Annotated in this window: 14 protein-coding genes; 10 read left to right on the top strand and 4 right to left on the bottom strand. The window is 70.3% G+C overall.

Annotated elements, in window-relative coordinates; all coding sequences use genetic code 11:
* The first annotated feature begins 21 nt into the window (after positions 1–21).
* Positions 22–681: a YitT family protein gene (locus ACOYR3_RS10155; protein WP_422846304.1), complete on the top strand. Its 660-nt coding sequence runs from the start codon at positions 22–24 to the stop codon at positions 679–681.
* A gap of 142 nt (positions 682–823) precedes the next feature.
* Here ACOYR3_RS10155 and ACOYR3_RS10150 read toward each other — a convergent pair whose 3' ends face one another.
* On the bottom strand, positions 824–4,381 hold the full coding sequence (locus tag ACOYR3_RS10150) for an EAL domain-containing protein (protein WP_422846303.1): 3,558 nt from the start codon (positions 4,379–4,381) through the stop codon (positions 824–826).
* A 179-nt stretch (positions 4,382–4,560) separates the two neighbouring features.
* Entirely contained in the window at positions 4,561–4,803 is a 243-nt protein-coding gene (locus ACOYR3_RS10145; RefSeq protein WP_422846302.1) for a hypothetical protein, read from the bottom strand.
* A 21-nt stretch (positions 4,804–4,824) separates the two neighbouring features.
* On the opposite strand from ACOYR3_RS10145, the gene ACOYR3_RS10140 reads away from it, so the two are divergent.
* The 9 genes from ACOYR3_RS10140 (at position 4,825) to ACOYR3_RS10100 (ending at position 12,462) form a co-directional block, all read left to right on the top strand.
* Complete coding sequence (locus ACOYR3_RS10140) at positions 4,825–5,001, top strand: hypothetical protein (protein ID WP_422846301.1); 177 nt, start codon at positions 4,825–4,827, stop codon at positions 4,999–5,001.
* Between the two features lie 284 nt (positions 5,002–5,285).
* Positions 5,286–5,741, top strand: a complete 456-nt coding sequence (locus tag ACOYR3_RS10135) for a hypothetical protein (protein ID WP_422846300.1) — start codon at positions 5,286–5,288, stop codon at positions 5,739–5,741.
* Complete coding sequence (locus tag ACOYR3_RS10130; RefSeq protein WP_422846299.1) at positions 5,738–7,171, top strand: TolC family protein; 1,434 nt, start codon at positions 5,738–5,740, stop codon at positions 7,169–7,171. Before ACOYR3_RS10135 ends, ACOYR3_RS10130 begins: the two co-directional genes overlap by 4 nt.
* 1 nt (position 7,172) lies before the next feature.
* A complete protein-coding gene (locus ACOYR3_RS10125; RefSeq protein WP_422846298.1) occupies positions 7,173–8,558 on the top strand; it encodes a multicopper oxidase family protein in 1,386 nt (461 codons plus the stop codon).
* A 13-nt stretch (positions 8,559–8,571) separates the two neighbouring features.
* On the top strand, positions 8,572–9,069 hold the full coding sequence (locus ACOYR3_RS10120; RefSeq protein ID WP_422846297.1) for a cupredoxin domain-containing protein: 498 nt from the start codon (positions 8,572–8,574) through the stop codon (positions 9,067–9,069).
* A 22-nt stretch (positions 9,070–9,091) separates the two neighbouring features.
* Positions 9,092–9,610 (top strand): DUF411 domain-containing protein, encoded by a 519-nt coding sequence (locus ACOYR3_RS10115; protein ID WP_422846296.1) that lies wholly within the window; start codon positions 9,092–9,094, stop codon positions 9,608–9,610.
* Positions 9,607–9,963: a copper-binding protein gene (locus ACOYR3_RS10110; RefSeq protein ID WP_422846295.1), complete on the top strand. Its 357-nt coding sequence runs from the start codon at positions 9,607–9,609 to the stop codon at positions 9,961–9,963. Before ACOYR3_RS10115 ends, ACOYR3_RS10110 begins: the two co-directional genes overlap by 4 nt.
* Positions 9,964–10,005: 42 nt before the next feature.
* A complete protein-coding gene (locus tag ACOYR3_RS10105) occupies positions 10,006–11,037 on the top strand; it encodes a P1 family peptidase (protein ID WP_422846294.1) in 1,032 nt (343 codons plus the stop codon).
* A 102-nt stretch (positions 11,038–11,139) separates the two neighbouring features.
* Positions 11,140–12,462: a TAXI family TRAP transporter solute-binding subunit gene (locus tag ACOYR3_RS10100; protein ID WP_422846293.1), complete on the top strand. Its 1,323-nt coding sequence runs from the start codon at positions 11,140–11,142 to the stop codon at positions 12,460–12,462.
* A 57-nt stretch (positions 12,463–12,519) separates the two neighbouring features.
* Here ACOYR3_RS10100 and ACOYR3_RS10095 read toward each other — a convergent pair whose 3' ends face one another.
* Together ACOYR3_RS10095 and ettA are read right to left on the bottom strand one after the other, a co-directional pair.
* Positions 12,520–15,000: a DUF1631 family protein gene (locus tag ACOYR3_RS10095; protein ID WP_422846292.1), complete on the bottom strand. Its 2,481-nt coding sequence runs from the start codon at positions 14,998–15,000 to the stop codon at positions 12,520–12,522.
* A gap of 60 nt (positions 15,001–15,060) precedes the next feature.
* Positions 15,061–16,722 carry an energy-dependent translational throttle protein EttA gene (gene ettA / locus ACOYR3_RS10090; RefSeq protein WP_422846291.1) on the bottom strand — a complete coding sequence of 554 codons (1,662 nt, stop codon included), beginning with the start codon at positions 16,720–16,722 and terminating at the stop codon, positions 15,061–15,063.
* Positions 16,723–16,834: the final 112 nt, after the last annotated feature.

The following is a 16,834-nucleotide window of genomic DNA, read 5'->3' as shown; positions in this document are numbered from 1 at the left end:
CCGCGCCCGCCCCTTGCCGCCATGCCGAACGCTCCCGCCGCCCCTGCCCCATCCGCCGCCGTTGCCAGCCCTGCTGCCGCGCCGGTGGCCGTGCCCCACACGCTGACCGAGGACGCGGTCGCCATCTTCACCGGGGTGCTGCTCATCTCGGTGGGGATCGCGTTCTTCTCCAGCGCCGGCCTGCTCACGGGCGGCACGGCCGGCCTGGCTTTCCTGCTGCACTACGCCACGGGCATTGGCTTCGGCAAGATCTTTTTCGTGCTGAACCTGCCGTTCTACTGGCTCGCGCTGCGCAAGCTGGGGCGGGCGTTCACCCTGAAGACCTTTGCCGCCGTGCTGCTGTTGTCGGTGGTGACCGAGTGGCAGGGGCAGTTTCTGCAGTTTGCCCGCCTGCAGCCGCTGTATGCCGCCATCGCGGGCGGGCTGATCACGGGCACCGGTTTCCTCGTGCTGTTCCGCCACCGCTGCAGCCTGGGGGGCGTGGGCATTGCGGCGCTGTACCTGCAGGACCGCTATGGATGGCGCGCCGGCAAGGTGCAGATGGCCGTGGACTGCTGCATCGTGCTGCTGGCGCTGTGGACGGTGGAGCCCCTGCGGGTGGTCTGGTCCATCGCCGGGGCCGTGGCGCTGAACCTGGTGCTGGCCATGAACCACCGCCCGGGCCGCTACATGGCCGTGTGAACGCGGCGGCGTCAACTGGCGCCTGAAAGGCTGTGCCCAGCCAGGACAGTTTTTGCCGGATTTTCAGCCCCATAGCCCAGCGATGGGACGGACCGCTGCGGTTCATTCTTGCGGCCAACGACTTCCAAAGTCCTACAGCCACCTAGCTGGGCGCCTGCCAGCCCAGCCCGCTGCGCAGGCGCTCCTCCAGCACCTCCGCAGGCAGCGGCCGGCTGAACAGGTAGCCCTGCCACAGCGTGCAGCCGTGGTGCTCCAGGAAGGCGCGCTGCGCCTCCGTCTCCACGCCCTCGGCGATCACGTCGATACCCAGGCTCTGCGCCATGCCGATGATGGTCTGCACGATGAGCGCGTCCGTGCGCTGGATGCCGATGTTGCGCACAAAGCTCTGGTCAATCTTGAGCTGGTCCAGCGGCAGGCGCGTGAGGTAGGACAGCGACGACTGCCCGGTGCCGAAGTCGTCCATCGAAAACCGCAGCCCCAGCGCCCGCAGCCCGTTCATCTTGGCGATGGTGTCGTCCACGTTGTCCAGCGCCAGGCTCTCCGTCAGCTCCAGCTTCAGCCGTTCGGGCCGGGCCCCGGTCTGCCGGAGCACGGTGACGACCTGCTCGATGAAGTCCGCCTGGCGGAACTGGCGCGCACTCACGTTCACGGCCAGCTGCAGGTCGGCCGTGACGGGATGGTCCTGCCAGCGCCGCAGGTGCTCGCAGGCCGTGCGCAGCACCCAGGCTCCGATGGGCACGATGAGGCCGGTTTCCTCGGCCAGCGGGATGAAGTCCGACGGCGGCACCATGCCCCGCGCCGGGTGGTTCCAGCGGATCAGCGCCTCGGCGCCCACCACCCGCACGCCGCAGCCCACCTGCGCCTGGTAGTGCAGCGTGAACTGGCCCTGCTCCAGCGCCTGGCGCAGGTCGTTCTCCAGGGCCGCGCGGGCCGTCACGGCGGCCTGCATCCGGGGGTCGAAGAAGCGGATGCCATTGCGCCCGGCGGTCTTGGCGGCATACATGGCCAGGTCGGCATGCTTGACCACGTCCTCCACCGTCTGCCCCTGGCCGCTGAAGAGCACGGCGCCCACGCTGGTGGTGCTGTGCACGTGGTGGGAGGCGAGCTGGTACGGCCGGTTGAGCGCGGCCAGGATCTTCTCCCCCACGTCCTGCACCTGCTCGGCGGCCTCGGTGGACTGGGCGTCCAGGTCCTCCAGCAGCACCAGGAACTCATCGCCGCCCAGGCGCGCCACGGTGTCGCCCTCCCCCACGCAGGCCTGCAGCCGCTGGGCCACCTGCTGCAGCAGTACGTCGCCCATGTCATGGCCCAGGGTGTCGTTCAAGGTCTTGAAGTGGTCAAGATCCAGACACAGCAGCGCGCCCTGCATGCCCGTGCGCGCGCTGGTGGCAAACGCCCGCTGCAGCCGGTCCAGCATGAGTCGGCGGTTGGGCAGGTGCGTGAGGGGGTCGTAGAAGGCCAGGGTCTCGATCTCCCGCGCCGCCTCGGCCTGGGCCGTCACGTCGCTGAGCGTGGCCACGTAGTGGGTGACGGCGCCGCGCGCGTCCTTCACCGCGCTGACCACCATGGCGTGCAGGGCGACCGCTCCGCTCTGGCAGCGGTTCCACACCTCGCCCTTCCACTCGCCGGTGGCGGCCAGGCTGGCCCACAGGGCGTCGAAGAACGCCTTGTCGTGGTGGCCCGACGCCAGCAGGCTGGCGCGGCGGCCCACCACGTCCTCGGGGCTGTAGCCCGTGATCCGGCTGAAGGCCCGGTTGGTGCGCAGGATCACGGTCTGGGCGTCCGTCACGATCATGCCCTCTTGCGACTCGAAGGCAATGGCGGCAATGCGCAGCTCGTGCTCGTCGCGCTTGCGCAGGGTGATGTCCTTGCCCACGCCGCGGTAGCCGCAAAACACGCCCTCTTCGTCAAAGATCGGCGTGCCGCTCACGCACATCCAGTGCACCTGGCCCGTGCGGTCGGTGCGGGGAAATTCAAAGTCGCGGAAGGGCTCGTGGCGGGCCAGCTGGGCGCGGTGTGCTTCCCACTGCGCTGCGTCCATGCCGGGCGAGGCGATCTCCCAGCGGGTCTTGCCCATGAGCTGCGAGGCTTCCTGCACCGGCAGGTTTTCCGAACTGCCCTCGATCCAGCTCAGCCGGAACTGCGCATCCTGCTCCCAATACCAGTCCGACGACAGCGCCGCCAGGGTGCGAAACCGCGCCTCGTTGGCTTCCAGCCGGCTGCGCACCCGGTAGGCCTCGGTCACGTCGCTGAACACCAGCACGACGCCGACGATGATTCCCTGCGCGTTGCGGATGGGGGCCGCGCTGTCGGCGATCTGGTACTCGGCGCCGCCCCGGGCGAGCAAGGTGGTGTGGTTGCTGAGCGCGACCACGTCGCCGCGCTCCATCGCCAGCCGGACCGGGTCCACCTGGGGCTGCCGTGTCGACGCGTTGACGATGCGAAAGACCTCCCCCAGCGGCCGGCCCGCAGCCTCGTGCAAGGGCCAGCCGGTCAGGCGCTCCGCCACGGGGTTCATGCGTGTCACCCGGCCCTGCGCATCGGTGGCCACCACGGCGTCGCCGATGGAATGCAGCGTGATGGCCAGGTTTTCCTCGCTCTGGCGCAGCTGCGCCTCGGCGTCCTGCCGCGTGCGGGCCATGCGGTCAAAGCGCTGGCCCAGTTCGGTCAGTTCCGCCAGGCCGGTTCCCAGCGCCTGCGGCGCATAGCGGCCCTGGGCCAGTGCGTCCGTGGCCTGCAGCAACCGCCGCAGCGGCCGCATGACGCCGCGCTGCACGCCCTGTTGCGCAAGCACGAAGGACAGCGCCAGACCAGCCAGCAGGAAGGCCATCTCCGTCCACAGCAGGCGGTCGGCGGCTGCATGCAACCGGTCCAGCGGCACGGCAAGGCTCATGGTGGCCACCGTTTTCCCGCCGGTTTCGATCAACGGCTGGTACGCGACCATCTGCTGCAGGCCCTGCGCATCGCGGCGGTGCACCACGCCTTCGCCCGAACGCCGCAAGGCGGCAGCGAGGTCCCCATCGGCCCAGCGGCTCCCCAGCTCCTGCGTGTCGGGCGGGAAGCGGGCCACGACCTGCCCTTGCGCATCCGTCACCCGGGCCACGGCGCCCGGAGGAAGGCGCAGATCGGCCAGCCGCGCGCTCCACCACTCCAGCGAGACCACCGCCACGGCGGCGCCGACCACCTCCTGCCCGCCCGCGGGAACCACCGGCACCGCAAAGTTCAGGCTGGCCACCTGGGCCGCACGATCGATCTGGAAGGCGCCCACCGCAAAACTCCGCTGGGTGACCGCCTCCTGGAAATACGGCCGGTTCGCCACGTTCACGGGCCCTTTCAGGGGCCGGGCATTGCACAGCAGCTCGCCGTTGGACTGCGGCACGCCCAGGTTGACGTAGATGGCATTGAGGGCGAGCACATCGGCCAGGTATTTGCCGCACTGGGGGTCTGCAGGGCGGTGCACCTGGGGCATGGCCGCCAGCTGGTACAGGAAGCTGCGCGTGTTCTGGACCAGGCGCTGCTGGGTGGCGGCCACCGCGCGCAAGGTGACCTGCGCATGGCTTTCTGCCGCCGCGATGGCGTCCATGCGGTGCACACGCGCCTGGTAAACCGCCAACAGCACGGCGGGCAGCGTTGCCACCAGGACCAGCCAACGGATGCGGGCCGGCAAGGTACTCCAGGTTCCTACAAGCCATGAAGGCATACCGCCCCTCTCGTCTTGCCAACGTATTCCGCCCGGCCCCGCTGCTGCGAACGAGGCCACCCACCGACCACCGTGGCGCATCGTAAGGCCTACCCCCTCCGCAAAGCAGCCCTTATTAACCCTCACAGCAAGCCGGTTTGCGCAGGGCCAAGGGAACCGATGCGCCCCCGCCGTATCATTCACGCATGCGTCGCGGCTTTGCTCTGGTTCTGATGGTGGTGCTGGTCCTTCGGGGACTGGTCGGCACCGCCATGGCCGCGGGCGTACTGCCCCCCGTGCTGCCGCAGGTCCCCGCCGCCGTGCAGCACACGCACGCCCACGATCAGGGCCACGCCCACGAGCATCTTCATCAGCAGGATGCGGGCCCATCCGCCGAGCACCCTGCCGAACCGCTGGCCGCTGCCCACGGGTGCACGGACCAAGGCGGTGCCAGCAGCTGCCCCGTGCACGACCACCAGTCCAGCACCTGCTCGGCCTGCGAGATCTGCCACGCGGCCATGCTGGGCACCGTGGCGGCGACGGTGGGAGCGCAAAGCCTGCCGTCCTGCGAGCTGCCCGCGGCACGTGCGCGGTTTGACAGCGCCCCCTCCGCCCAGGCCATCAAACCTCCCATCGGCTGATTCCGCAGCCCGTCCCCGGTCCCTGGCGGACCGCCTGGGCACGGTGCGGCCACCTGCGGGCGTTGCAAGACGCCCCTGGGCCAACCGCCCACGCCCCGCGCATTCCCTGGACCGATCGGGTAACGGGCCGCTGAGCGCCTGCGCCCCGCAGGCCCAGCACCGGATCTGGCGCGCACTGCGCCGGCAACGGTGCCCCTTGATGCCACGCCGCGCTGCGCCGTGCCCCGCGACCCGCGGAGCCGGCCCGGCACCCGCCCTCCATCCGATCCCTGGAGATTCACACCATGCGCACCCGCGCCCCCCAAAATCCGTCGGCCGTCCGCGCCGCAGCCCTGCTGTGGAGCGGATGGCTGGCCTGGGCCGCCCCGCTGCCGGCCGCGGCCCAGCCGAGCGAACCTCCGTCGCACGGCCTGGCCGCCCCTGCCGCCGTGGCCAGCGCGCCCACCGCCCCGCTGGCGTATGCCGCGCCAGCGGCCCTTCTTCCGACGCCCACCACGCCCGGCACGCCCGGCACGCCGAGCGCTCCGCAAGCCTGGCGCGCGGCCAACAGCGCAGTGGCCGAGTTCCCCCGCGGCCATGCCGACATCCTGGCCTGGGAGCAATCGCACACCGGCAACCCGGACGCCCCCGCCCCCAAAGCCGCGGCGCCCGGCCACGCAGGGCACCGTGCTGGTCACCACCCTCCAGCCCACCCGCCCGGCGGCGCACACCGCCCCATGGCGCCAGGAGCACGGCCATGAGCGGCGCTTTGCGATACCGCGCGGCCGGCCTGGCCGCTGCCGCAAGCCTGCTGGCCGGCTGCGCCAGCGTGGCGCCGGACGGGCTGCGCGGCGATGTGGCCCACCTTGCCGCCGGGCGCACCGGCGGCGTGACGGCGGTGCTGCCCGGCACCGGCGCGGCGGCGGCCGCTGCGGAGCAGGAATCCCTGCAGCGCTGGCTGGCCGAGCCCCTGACGCAAGACTCGGCCGTGCGCATTGCGCTCCTGAACAACCCGGGCCTGCGCGCCCGGCTGGCGGCCCTGGGCATTGCAGACGCCGACCGCGTGCAGGCCCTGACCCTGCCCAACCCCCACCTGACCCTGGGCCGCTTTGCCAGCGCGCACGAGCGGGAAATCGAACGCAGCCTGGCTTTCGGCCTGCTCGACCTGATCACCCTGCCGTGGCGCACCGACCGCGAGGCCGAGCGCCTGCAGGTTGCCACCCTGCAGGCCGCGCAGGACGTGGTAGCGCTTGCCGCCGAGGCACGCCGCGCCTGGCTGCGCGCCGTGGCGGCCGAGCAGGTGGCGGCCGCGAACGACCGCATGGTGGAGGCCGCGCAAGCCGGCGCCGAACTCGCCCGCCGCATGGTCGGCGTGGGCAACTGGAGCCGCCTGCAGTGGGCCCGGGAACAGACGGTGCTGCAGGACGCCCGCGCCCAGCAGGCGCGCGCCCGGCTGGCTGCCGCCACCGCACGCGAGGCGCTGTACCGCCAACTGGGCCTGTGGGGCACGCAGACACAGGTCCGCTTGGCGCTGCAACTGCCGCCGTTGCCGGGCGAGCCGCTGCCGGCCGACGGCCTGGAAGCCACCGCCTTGCGCGAACGGCTGGACGTGCAGGCAGCCCGCCGCCAGCTCGACACCCAGGCGGCCCGCCAGGGCTGGAGCGGCGCCGGCGCCGTGTTCGGCGACATCGGCCTGGCGTACAGCCGCAACACCACCACCGACCGGGACAGCGGCCAGCGCGACATCCGGCGCGGCTGGGAACTGGAGCTGCCCCTGCCCCTGTTCGACTGGGGCGGCGCGGCGCGCACCCGCGCCCAGGCCCAGGTGGAGCAGGCCGCAGCCCAACTGCAGGACACCGCCGTGCGGGCCCGCAGCGAAGTGCGTGCCGCCTGGTTCACCTACCGCACGGCGCTGGACCTGGCGCGCCAGCAGCAGGCCGAGGTGGTGCCGTTGCGCCGCCTCATCAGCGAGGAAACCACCTGGCGCTACAACGGCATGCTTGCCAGCGTGTGGGAGCTGCTGGCCGAAGCACGCAACAGCACCCAGGCCGTAGCCGGCGCCATCGAGGCGCAGCGCGACTTCTGGCTGGCCGAGACCGACCTGCAGCTCGCGCTCACCGGCACCTCGCCCGGCAGCCTGCAAGGCATCGCCCCCCGCACCTCCGCCGCCACCCCTGAGCAAGGCCACTGACATGAACCGCCGCAATTTCTTCTCTGGCGCCGCCACGGCCGTGGCCGCCGCATCCGTCGGCCGCGCAGCCCTGGCCGCGCTCCCCGAACCGGCCTCCCACGCCAGCGCCGACACCGCGCCGCCGCTGCACCCGCCCACCGGGCGCCCCTACACGCCGGTGGTCACCCTGAATGGCTGGACCACCCCCTGGCGCATGAACGCCGGAGTGAAGGAGTTCCACCTGGTGGCCGAGCCCGTGGTGCGGGAGGTGGCCCCCGGGTTTTTCGTCAACCTGTGGGGCTACAACGGCCAAAGCCCCGGCCCGACCATCGAGGTGGTGGAAGGTGACCGCGTGCGCATCTTCGTCACCAACCGGCTGCCCGAGCACACCACCATCCACTGGCACGGCCAGCGCCTGCCCAACGGCATGGACGGCGTCGGCGGCCTCACCCAGCCCGCCATCCAGCCGGGCAAGACCTATGTGTACGAGTTCGTGGCGCGCCGGCCGGGCACCTTCATGTACCACCCGCATGCGGACGAAATGGTGCAGATGGCCATGGGCATGATGGGCCTGTGGATCACCCACCCCAAGGGCCAGCATCCGCACATCGCCAAGGTGCAGCGCGACTATGCCTTCCTCATCAATGCCTTTGACGTGGAGCCCGGCAGCATGACGCCCAAGGTCAACACCATGCTGGACCACAACATCTGGTGCTGGAACAGCCGCGTCTTTCCCGCCATCAGCCCGCTGGTGGCACGGCGCGGCGAGCGCGTGCGCATCCGCATGGGCAACCTCACCATGACCAACCACCCCATCCACATCCACGGGCACGAATTTCAGGTGACCGGCACCGACGGCGGCCCCGTGCCCCCGAGCGCCCGCTGGCCCGAGGTGACCACCGACGTGGCCGTGGGCCAGATGCGGCAGATCGAGTTCGTTGCCGACGAGCTGGGCGACTGGGCGCTGCACTGCCACAAGAGCCACCACACCATGGGCGCCATGGGCCACAACGTGCCCACCATGATCGGCGTGGACCACCGGGGCCTGGTGGGCAAGATCCAGAAGATCGTGCCCGACTACATGGTGATGGGCGAGCGGGGCATGGCCGACATGGGCGCCATGGAAATGCCCCTGCCCGAGAACACCTTCCCCATGATGACGGGCACGGGGCCGTTCGGCCCGCTGGAGATGGGTGGCATGTTCACCACGCTCAAGGTGCGCGCAGACCTGGCCGCCGGGGACTACCGCGATCCCGGCGACTTCCGCCACCCACCGGGCACCCTGGCCTACGAATGGGAAGGCCCTGCAGCCAGCACACCCCGCCCCGCGCGCACCGACACGCCCGGCACCGCCCCGGCAGCGCCCAGCGCGCGCAAGCCGGCCGACGGCGGCGGCCACCAGCATTGACAAGGAGAGGTTCTTGAAAACTATCAAATTGATAGCTGCTTGCGCTTTATTGATAAGCGCTGGAGGCACTTTTGGCCATGAAAATGCACCGTATTCCGGCCACCACGCCGCCGCCGTGAAGGAGCAAAAGGCCTGGGGCATTGCGGGCGACGCCCCCGCTGTAACCCGCACCATCACCGTCCGCATGACCGACGACATGCGCTTTGCCCCCCGCCACATCGAGGTGCGGGAAGGCGAAACGGTGCGCCTGCGGGCAGAAAACCGGGGCCAGATGCTGCACGAGATCGTCATCGGCACCCCGGACGAGCTGGACCAGCATGCCGAGATGATGCTAAAGCACCCCGGCATGGAGCACGACGAGCCCTACATGGCCCATGTCCCGCCCGGCCAGCGCGGCGAGATCGTTTGGCAATTCAACCGCCCTGGCACCTTCCGCTTTGCGTGCCTGGTGGCCGGCCACTACCAGGCGGGCATGTCCGGCACCCTCACCGTGCACCCCCGCAAGCCGTAACCCCCCATTCAGGAGCAACACCATGACAGCAACCCACTCCCCCCTGCGCCGCCGCCAATGGCTGGCCACCACCCTGCCCCTGCTGGGCGCCGGCCTTGCCGCCGCGCTGGCCCCGCGCCTGCCTCGGGCCGCCACGCCCACCGCCGCGCCGGTGGAGGTCTGGAAAGACCCCAGCTGCGGCTGCTGCAAGGACTGGGTGGACCACATGGAGGCCCACGGCTTCCAGGTGACCGTTCACGCCACGGGCAACAACGCCGTACGGACCCGCCTGGGCCTGCCCCAGAAGCTCGGGTCCTGCCACACCGCGCTGGTGGGCGGCTACGTGGTGGAAGGCCACGTCCCCGCCAGCGACGTGCGCGCCCTGCTGCAGCAAAAGCCCAAGGCCCTGGGCCTGGCAGTGCCCGGCATGCCGGTGGGCTCCCCCGGCATGGACGGCCCCGTGTACGGCGGCCGCCGCGACCCGTACGACGTACTGCTCGTCGCGCACGACGGCAGCACCCGCGTGTTCAAGCGCTACAACCACACCAAGGCCTCCGCATGAAAAATCCCCTGCACCCCCTCGTTGCCGCCTGCCTGCTTGCCGGCGTGCTCCCCGCCTTTGCCCAGGCCCCCGCCACGGCCGCCGACACCCATGCCGACCACCACACCGCCGCCCCGGGCGAGGCCGCGTCCGAGCTGAGCGAGGGCGAGATCACCCGCCTCGACGCCAAAGCACTCAAGCTGACCCTGCGCCATGGCGAGCTGAAGAACCTGAACATGCCCCCCATGACCATGGTGTTCCGCGTGCAGGACGCCGCGCTGCTGGCCGCGTTCAACGTGGGCGACCGGGTGCGCTTTCGGGCCGAGCAGATCCAGGGCGGGTACTACGTGACCCGGATCGAGAAAGCTCCCTGAGCCGCCCCGGGCCGTGCGGGCAGCCGCCGATAATGGGCGCCCATGAACGTCCCCCATTCCTCCCTTGCCGCCGACGCCGGCAGCATCACCCGCGTGGCCGGCATTGAAGTGGGCCACTTCACCGACACGCGCCGGCCCACCGGCTGCACCGTGGTCCTGGTCCGCGACGGCGCCGTGGCCGGCGTGGACGTGCGCGGCGCGGCGCCCGGCACCCGCGAGACCGACCTGCTGCACCCCTCCAACCTGGTGGAGCAGGTGCACGCCGTGATGCTGGCCGGCGGCAGCGCCTGGGGCCTGGAGGCGGCCACCGGCGCGGTTCGCTGGCTGGAGGAGCGGGACGTCGGATTCGACGTGGCCGTGGGCCGCCTGCCCATCGTGCCGGCGGCCGTCCTGTTCGACCTGCTGGTGGGGGATATGCGCATCCGCCCCGACGCAGCCGCCGGCTATGCGGCCTGCGAGGCCGCCTCCACCGCCGACCCGGCCGAGGGCAACGTGGGCGCGGGCACGGGCGCGGCGCTGGGCAAGATCTTCGGCATCCAGCGCGCGATGAAGGGCGGCATCGGCACCGCCTCCGTCACGGTGGCCGGCGTCACCGTGGGCGCGCTGATTGCCTGCAACGCCCTGGGCGACGTCATCGACCCCGACACCGCCCAGGTGATTGCCGGCGCCCGCACGGACGACGGCCTGCACCTGCGCGACACCCGCCGCGCCCTGCTGCGCGGCGACGCGCCCCAGCCCCTGCTCGCCGGAACCAACACCACCATCGGCGTGGTGGCGACGGACGCCACCATCACCAAGGCGCAGGCCCACCGCCTGGCCATCGCGGCGCACGACGGGCTGGCGCGCAGCATCAACCCGGTCCACACCCAGTCCGACGGCGACACCCTGTTCAGCCTGGGCACCGGCCGTGCCGGCCACAACCCCGGCATGATGGTGCTGGCCACCATGGCCGCCGAGGCCGTGGCCCGGGCCACGGCACGCGCTGCGCTGGCCGCACGCGCCCTCACCACGGCGGAGGGCCTTTACCTGCCGGGCGCACTGGATCTGCGGGCCGGCGCCGTCCGCGCGGGCTGACCCGCCCTCCCGCAGGCGACCCAGCCCAGCCGGGCCCAGCCGCGCCGCGCCCCGGCCTGCCCCTGGCGCCGGAGCCTCTTCTGTGACAGCTACCATCCCCCCATGCCCCAGGCTTTTCGCAACACCCTGCTCACCCTGCGCGACCTGATCGTTTCGGCCGGCCCCCTCGCCTTTCTGGGCGTGGGCCTGCTGCTGCTCGCCTACTGGTGGCTGAACCCGACCCCGCCTGCCACCGTCACGCTGGCCACGGGCCCCGCGCAAAGCGCCTACGAGGAATTCGGCAAGCGCTACCAGAGCGCCCTGGCCGTGGACGGCATCCAGGTGCGGCTGCTGCCCAGCGAAGGCTCGTCCCACAACCTGCAGCTGCTGCGCGACGGCCAGGCCGACGTGGCCTTTGTTCAGGGCGGCACGGCCGAGCTGCAACCCGACGACGCGGACACGCTCGTGTCCCTGGGCAGCCTGTTTGTCGAACCCGTGTGGCTGTTCTACCGCACAGAGACGGCCCAGCGCCTGGCCAAAGCCCCGCGCATCGACAGCCTGCGCCAGCTGCGGGGCTGGCGGGTCAACGTGGGCTCGGACGGCAGCGGCGTGCCCAAGCTCATGGAACGCCTGCTCGACGCCAACAAGGTGCCGCCGGGCGCAGTCAAGATGTCCCGCCTGGAGCAGACACCCGCCACCGTGGAGTTCCTGGCGGGCCGGCTGGACGCGCTGGTGTTCGCCTCGGCCCCCGAGTCGCTGATGGTGCAGATGCTGCTGCAGACGCCGGGCGTTCAGCTGCTGGACTTTGCCCAGCACGAAGCCTATGCGCGGCGCTTCCCCTTCCTGAGCCCGGTGACGCTGCCGCGTGGCGTGGTGGACCTGGCCAGCAACGTGCCCCAGCGCGATGTGCGCCTGGTCGCGTCGACCACGTCCCTGCTGGCCCGCGACGGCACCCACCCCGCCTTGCTCACGCTGTTTGCGCAGAACGCGCAAAAGATGCACGGCGGCGCGGGCTGGTTCAACCGCGCCCGGGAGTTTCCCAACTCGCGCAACAGCGAACTGCCCATTGCCAAGGAAGGCGACCGCGCCATGAACGAGCCGGTGCCCATGCTGCAGCGCTACCTGCCGTTCTGGCTGGCCAACCTGATCGAACGCATGTGGCTGGTGCTGGGCATCTTGCTGGCGGTCATGCTGCCGCTGTCGCGCGTGGTCCCGCCGCTCTACCAGTTCCGCGTGCGCTCGCGGGTCTTCCGCTGGTACGGGCGCCTGCGCGAGATCGAGAACGCGGTGGAAGCCGGCAAGGCCGACACGGACGCAACGGTCCAGGCGCTCAACGCGCTGGAAGCCCAGGTGGAAAAGGTGAGCGTGCCCCTGTCCTACGCCGACGAGCTCTACGCGCTGCGCAACCACATCCACCTGGTGCGCAAGAAGCTGCTGCGCACCTGACCGCCCGGGCCCATCGCTGCCCGGATCGCTCCGGCGCGCGAAGGCGGCGCCAACCGCTCAGCGGGCCTTGGAGGAACGGGCGGTGGACGCCGGTTTCCGGGCGGATGACCGGCGCGAGGGGTCCGCTGCCGACGCACTCCCGGCGCCGGAGGCCAGGGCTTCGGGCGGAACCACGCGCAGGGAGCCTTCTGCCGCCAGCTTGTCGCGCATGCGCCGGGTCATGGACTGCGTGCTCGCATCGGCGGCCGTGAAGAGAAACAGCGTGCCGTGCGGGCTGGCCCAGGTCAGCTGCGTGCGCACCACCCGGCCATTGGTGACGAGCTCCACCCACGCACCGATGACGAAATCCGCAAACGGGTCGGGGACCTCTTCCACCGCCCCGGCCACCGACGGGCCCGCGTCCACAGGCACCAGCTCCGACGAGGCCGCAGGCGCCTCATCAGGCTCCGCGCTCGGTACGGGCGCGGCTTCGGCCTCCACCACCGGCTCAGGCTTTGGCGCCGCCGCGGGGGCCGGCTTCTCGAAGGCCGCCTGGTGCAAGCCCACCAGCCGCTGCAGGAAGGCGCTGGTCTGCACCGGGGGGTAGTCAATCGTCTTGAGCCCCTTGCGCAATTTGGCCAGCAGGCCGGGAATGGCTTCGTTCAGGCGGTCGGGTTCCTGCCGCGTGAGTTCAGGCTGGGCACTCCACAGGAGCACGGGCACCAGCGCCAGGTAGCCGCCCGGGTCCTCGTTCTGGCCGTCGCCGCCCTTGAGCACCTGCGCCAGGGCGATCACATCCGACCACGGACCGGCTGCAAAATCCAGCACGTCGGCCGGCACGTTCTCCACGTCCGGCAGCCGCCGGATGTCTGCCGCGGTCTTCTCCGCCAGCATCAGCCGCTGCTCTGCCTGCAACGCGGCCTGCTGCTGCGCCTGCTGGTGGGCCTTGATTTTTTGCTCCTGGGTTTCCCAGGCGGCCATCAGGGCCTTGAGGACCATGTTGAACGGCGCGGCGTCCTTGATCTCGTGGGTGGTCAGGTGCTCGACGGCGCCCTGCACCAGCCGCATGAAGCTGCCAAACCCCGGCGCGGACTCTTCGGTGAAGACCAGCGCACGCTGGGTCAGCTCGTCCAGCAGCCGGCGCGCGGGGTGGTTGGCGTCGGTAAAGAACCGCCCATCGTTCACCACCAGCTGCTTGAGCGGCGGCTCCAGGCGCCGCAGGGCCTGCTGCACCGGCGGCAGCAGACGGGTGTCCTGGGCAATGTTGTCCATCATGCGGCCGACCACCTCGACCGCCATCGCCGTCGACTGCGCGGCCGCCTCCATGGGCATGGCGGCATACACCACGGGCGTCACGCCCGGGCCGCGCCAGCCCGACAGCGGCGCCTGCAGCGAAGCCGTGGTGGACACGCTGCCCGCAAGGCGCCCCACCAGGCGCTCCAGCTGCGCCATGTCTTCCAGCGCCTCCGCGGCCGCACCGGCGGGATAGTAGGTGCCCGCGGGCACCGCCGCCGGCACGGCGCCCACGGCTGCGGCAGCGCCCGGCTGTCCGCCGCTCCACCCCGGCGGCAGCGCCACGGGTTGCGACGGCACGGCGCCATACGGCCGGGGGTCGAAGGGATCCCCGCCCGCCAGCATCTGGCGCAGGATGCCCACCGTCAGCAGCGCCTCTTCGGCATCGGGTGCGATGCCGGGCTGCAGGGATTCGCCGCTCCACCCCGTGGCGGGGCCGGTGGGGCGGCCGTAGCCCGCGGGGCCGTAGTCGCTTCCCATCGGGGCGCTCAGGGAGTGTCCGTAGCCGGAATATCCGCCGCCGTAACCCGTGCCCATGCCCATGCCCATGCCCGTGTGCGGGCCCGCGCCGCCATAGCCGCCCGTGCCGCGCCCGGAATTTCCGGAAGGCGTTCCCAACACCGCATAGCCGACCGGCTGCACCCCGTGCTCGCGCAGGCTGTCCGCCGCCTTCTTGTATTCGGCCACCAGCAGCTTGCCCAGCAGGTCGCGCATGTGCTGCATCCACAGCTGCCGCACCTCGGCCGGCACGCCGGTATCTGCCACCACCTGCTGGAGCGCTCGGATGTAGCTCTCCGGCCGCAGGGGGTTGCGCTCGGGCTGCACGCTGCGCAGCCCCTGGGCGGAACTGACCAGGGTGTTGAGCTCCGCCAGGACGGCATCGGTGGCATGCAGTGCCGACTGCTGGGCCTTGGACAGCTCCACCTGCGCCTGCATCTCGTTGTCGTCCATGAGCGAGAGCTCGCCAAAGTCCATGCCGGTTTCCTCGGCGGGACTGCGGCCGCGGGCGGCGGACGGACCCTCGGCAAAGATCTCCAGCAGGGCCATGGAATAGCCCTTGACGAGCGCGGCCTCGTGCTGGTTGAGCAGCCGCAGGCCGTCGCTGACCAGATTGCGCTGCTGGATGTTGCGCACGACCGACTCCTCCTCCGTCAAGGCCGACTGCGTGACCTTGACGAGTTCCTGCATCAGCGCTTCGCCGCCACGCACCGCATTGACGACGCAGGCGCGAAAAACTGTTCGCGAACGGGACGCGGGCGAATGCATGGTGGGGAGGAGACGGTCGAGCGAATTACTTCCGGTTGCAATCGTACTGGACTCGGCCCCTTATTTGAGGGCCTTGTAGCGCATGCGCTTGGGCTTGGCACCCTCTTCGCCCAGGCGCTTTTTCTTGTCGGCTTCGTATTCCTGGTAATTGCCGTCAAAAAACGTCCATTGGCTATCACCTTCGGCCGCAAGGATGTGCGTGGCGATCCGGTCGAGGAACCAGCGGTCGTGGCTGATAACCAACACCGTGCCCGCATATTCCAGCAGCGCGTCTTCCAGGGCACGCAGGGTTTCCACGTCCAGGTCGTTGGAAGGCTCGTCCAGCAGCAGCACGTTGCCGCCCTGGATCAGTGTCTTGGCCAGGTGCAGGCGGCCGCGTTCACCGCCCGAGAGCATGCCCACCTTTTTCTGCTGGTCGCCGCCGTTGAAGTTGAAGCGCCCCGCGTAGGCCCGGCTGGCCATGGTGAACTTGCCGATGTTGATCATGTCCAGGCCGCCCGAGATGTCTTCCCACACGGTCTTTTCGTCGGACAGGGCATCGCGGTGCTGGTCCACGAAGGCCATCTTCACGGTGGAGCCGATCACCACCTCGCCGCTGTCGGGCTGCTCGCGGCCCGCAATCAGCTTGAACAGCGTGGACTTGCCGGCGCCGTTGGGGCCGATGATCCCCACGATGGCGCCCGCGGGCACGTTGAAGCTCAGGTTGTCGATCAGCACGCGGTCGCCAAACGACTTGGTGACGTTCTTGAACTCGATGACCTGGGTGCCCAGACGCTCGGCCACAGGGATGAAGATTTCCTGCGTTTCGTTGCGGCGCTGGTATTCGTAGTCGCTCAGTTCCTCGAATCGGGCAATACGCGCCTTGCTCTTGGCCTGGCGGCCCTTGGCGTTCTGGCGCACCCACTCCAGTTCCTTCTTCAGGGCCTTGGCACGGGCTTCCTCGCCCTTTTGCTCGGCCTCCAGGCGGTTTTGCTTTTGCAGCAGCCACTCGGAATAGTTGCCCTTGTACGGAATGCCGTGGCCGCGGTCCAGTTCCAGAATCCACTCGGCCGCGTTGTCCAGGAAGTAGCGGTCGTGGGTGATGGCCACCACGGTGCCAGGGAAGCGGTGCAGGAACTGCTCCAGCCAATCCACGGACTCGGCGTCCAGGTGGTTGGTCGGCTCGTCCAGCAACAGCATGTCGGGCTTGGACAGCAGCAGGCGGCACAGCGCAATACGGCGCTTCTCACCGCCGGAGAGCACGCCGATCTTGGCGTCCCAGGGGGGCAGGCGCAGTGCGTCGGCGGCGATCTCCAGCTGGTGCTCGGAATCGGTGCCCGCGGTGGCGATGATGGCTTCCAGCCGCGCCTGTTCGGCGGCCAGGGCGTCAAAGTCGGCATCGGGCTCGGCATAGGCGGCATACACCTCTTCGAGCTTGGCCTTGGCGGCAAACACCTCGCCCATGGCCTCCTCGACGCTCTCGCGCACGGTGTGCTCGGGGTTGAGCTGCGGCTCCTGCGGCAGGTAGCCGATCTTGATGCCCGGCATGGGGATGGCTTCGCCCTCGATCTCCTTGTCCACCCCGGCCATGATCTTGAGCAAGGTGGACTTGCCCGAGCCGTTCAGGCCCAGCACGCCGATCTTGGCGCCGGGGAAGAAACTCAGGGAGATGTCCTTCAAGATCTGCCGCTTGGGCGGCACGGTCTTGGAGACACGGTTCATCGAATAAACGTATTGGGCCATTGGTGTCGTTTCTAGGAAAAAGAAGCGCGGAATTTCCGCCAGCAAACCGCAATTATCGGGGCATGCGACAATAATCGGCGCTGCGGACTCCAGTTGCCCGCCGCATCAGCAC

Source organism: Acidovorax sp. M2(2025), assembly GCF_049330835.1.
Classification (GTDB): Bacteria; Pseudomonadota; Gammaproteobacteria; order Burkholderiales; family Burkholderiaceae_C; genus Acidovorax.
Note: the sequence above shows the minus strand (reverse complement) of the source record. Positions and strands in the feature narration are given on the sequence as shown.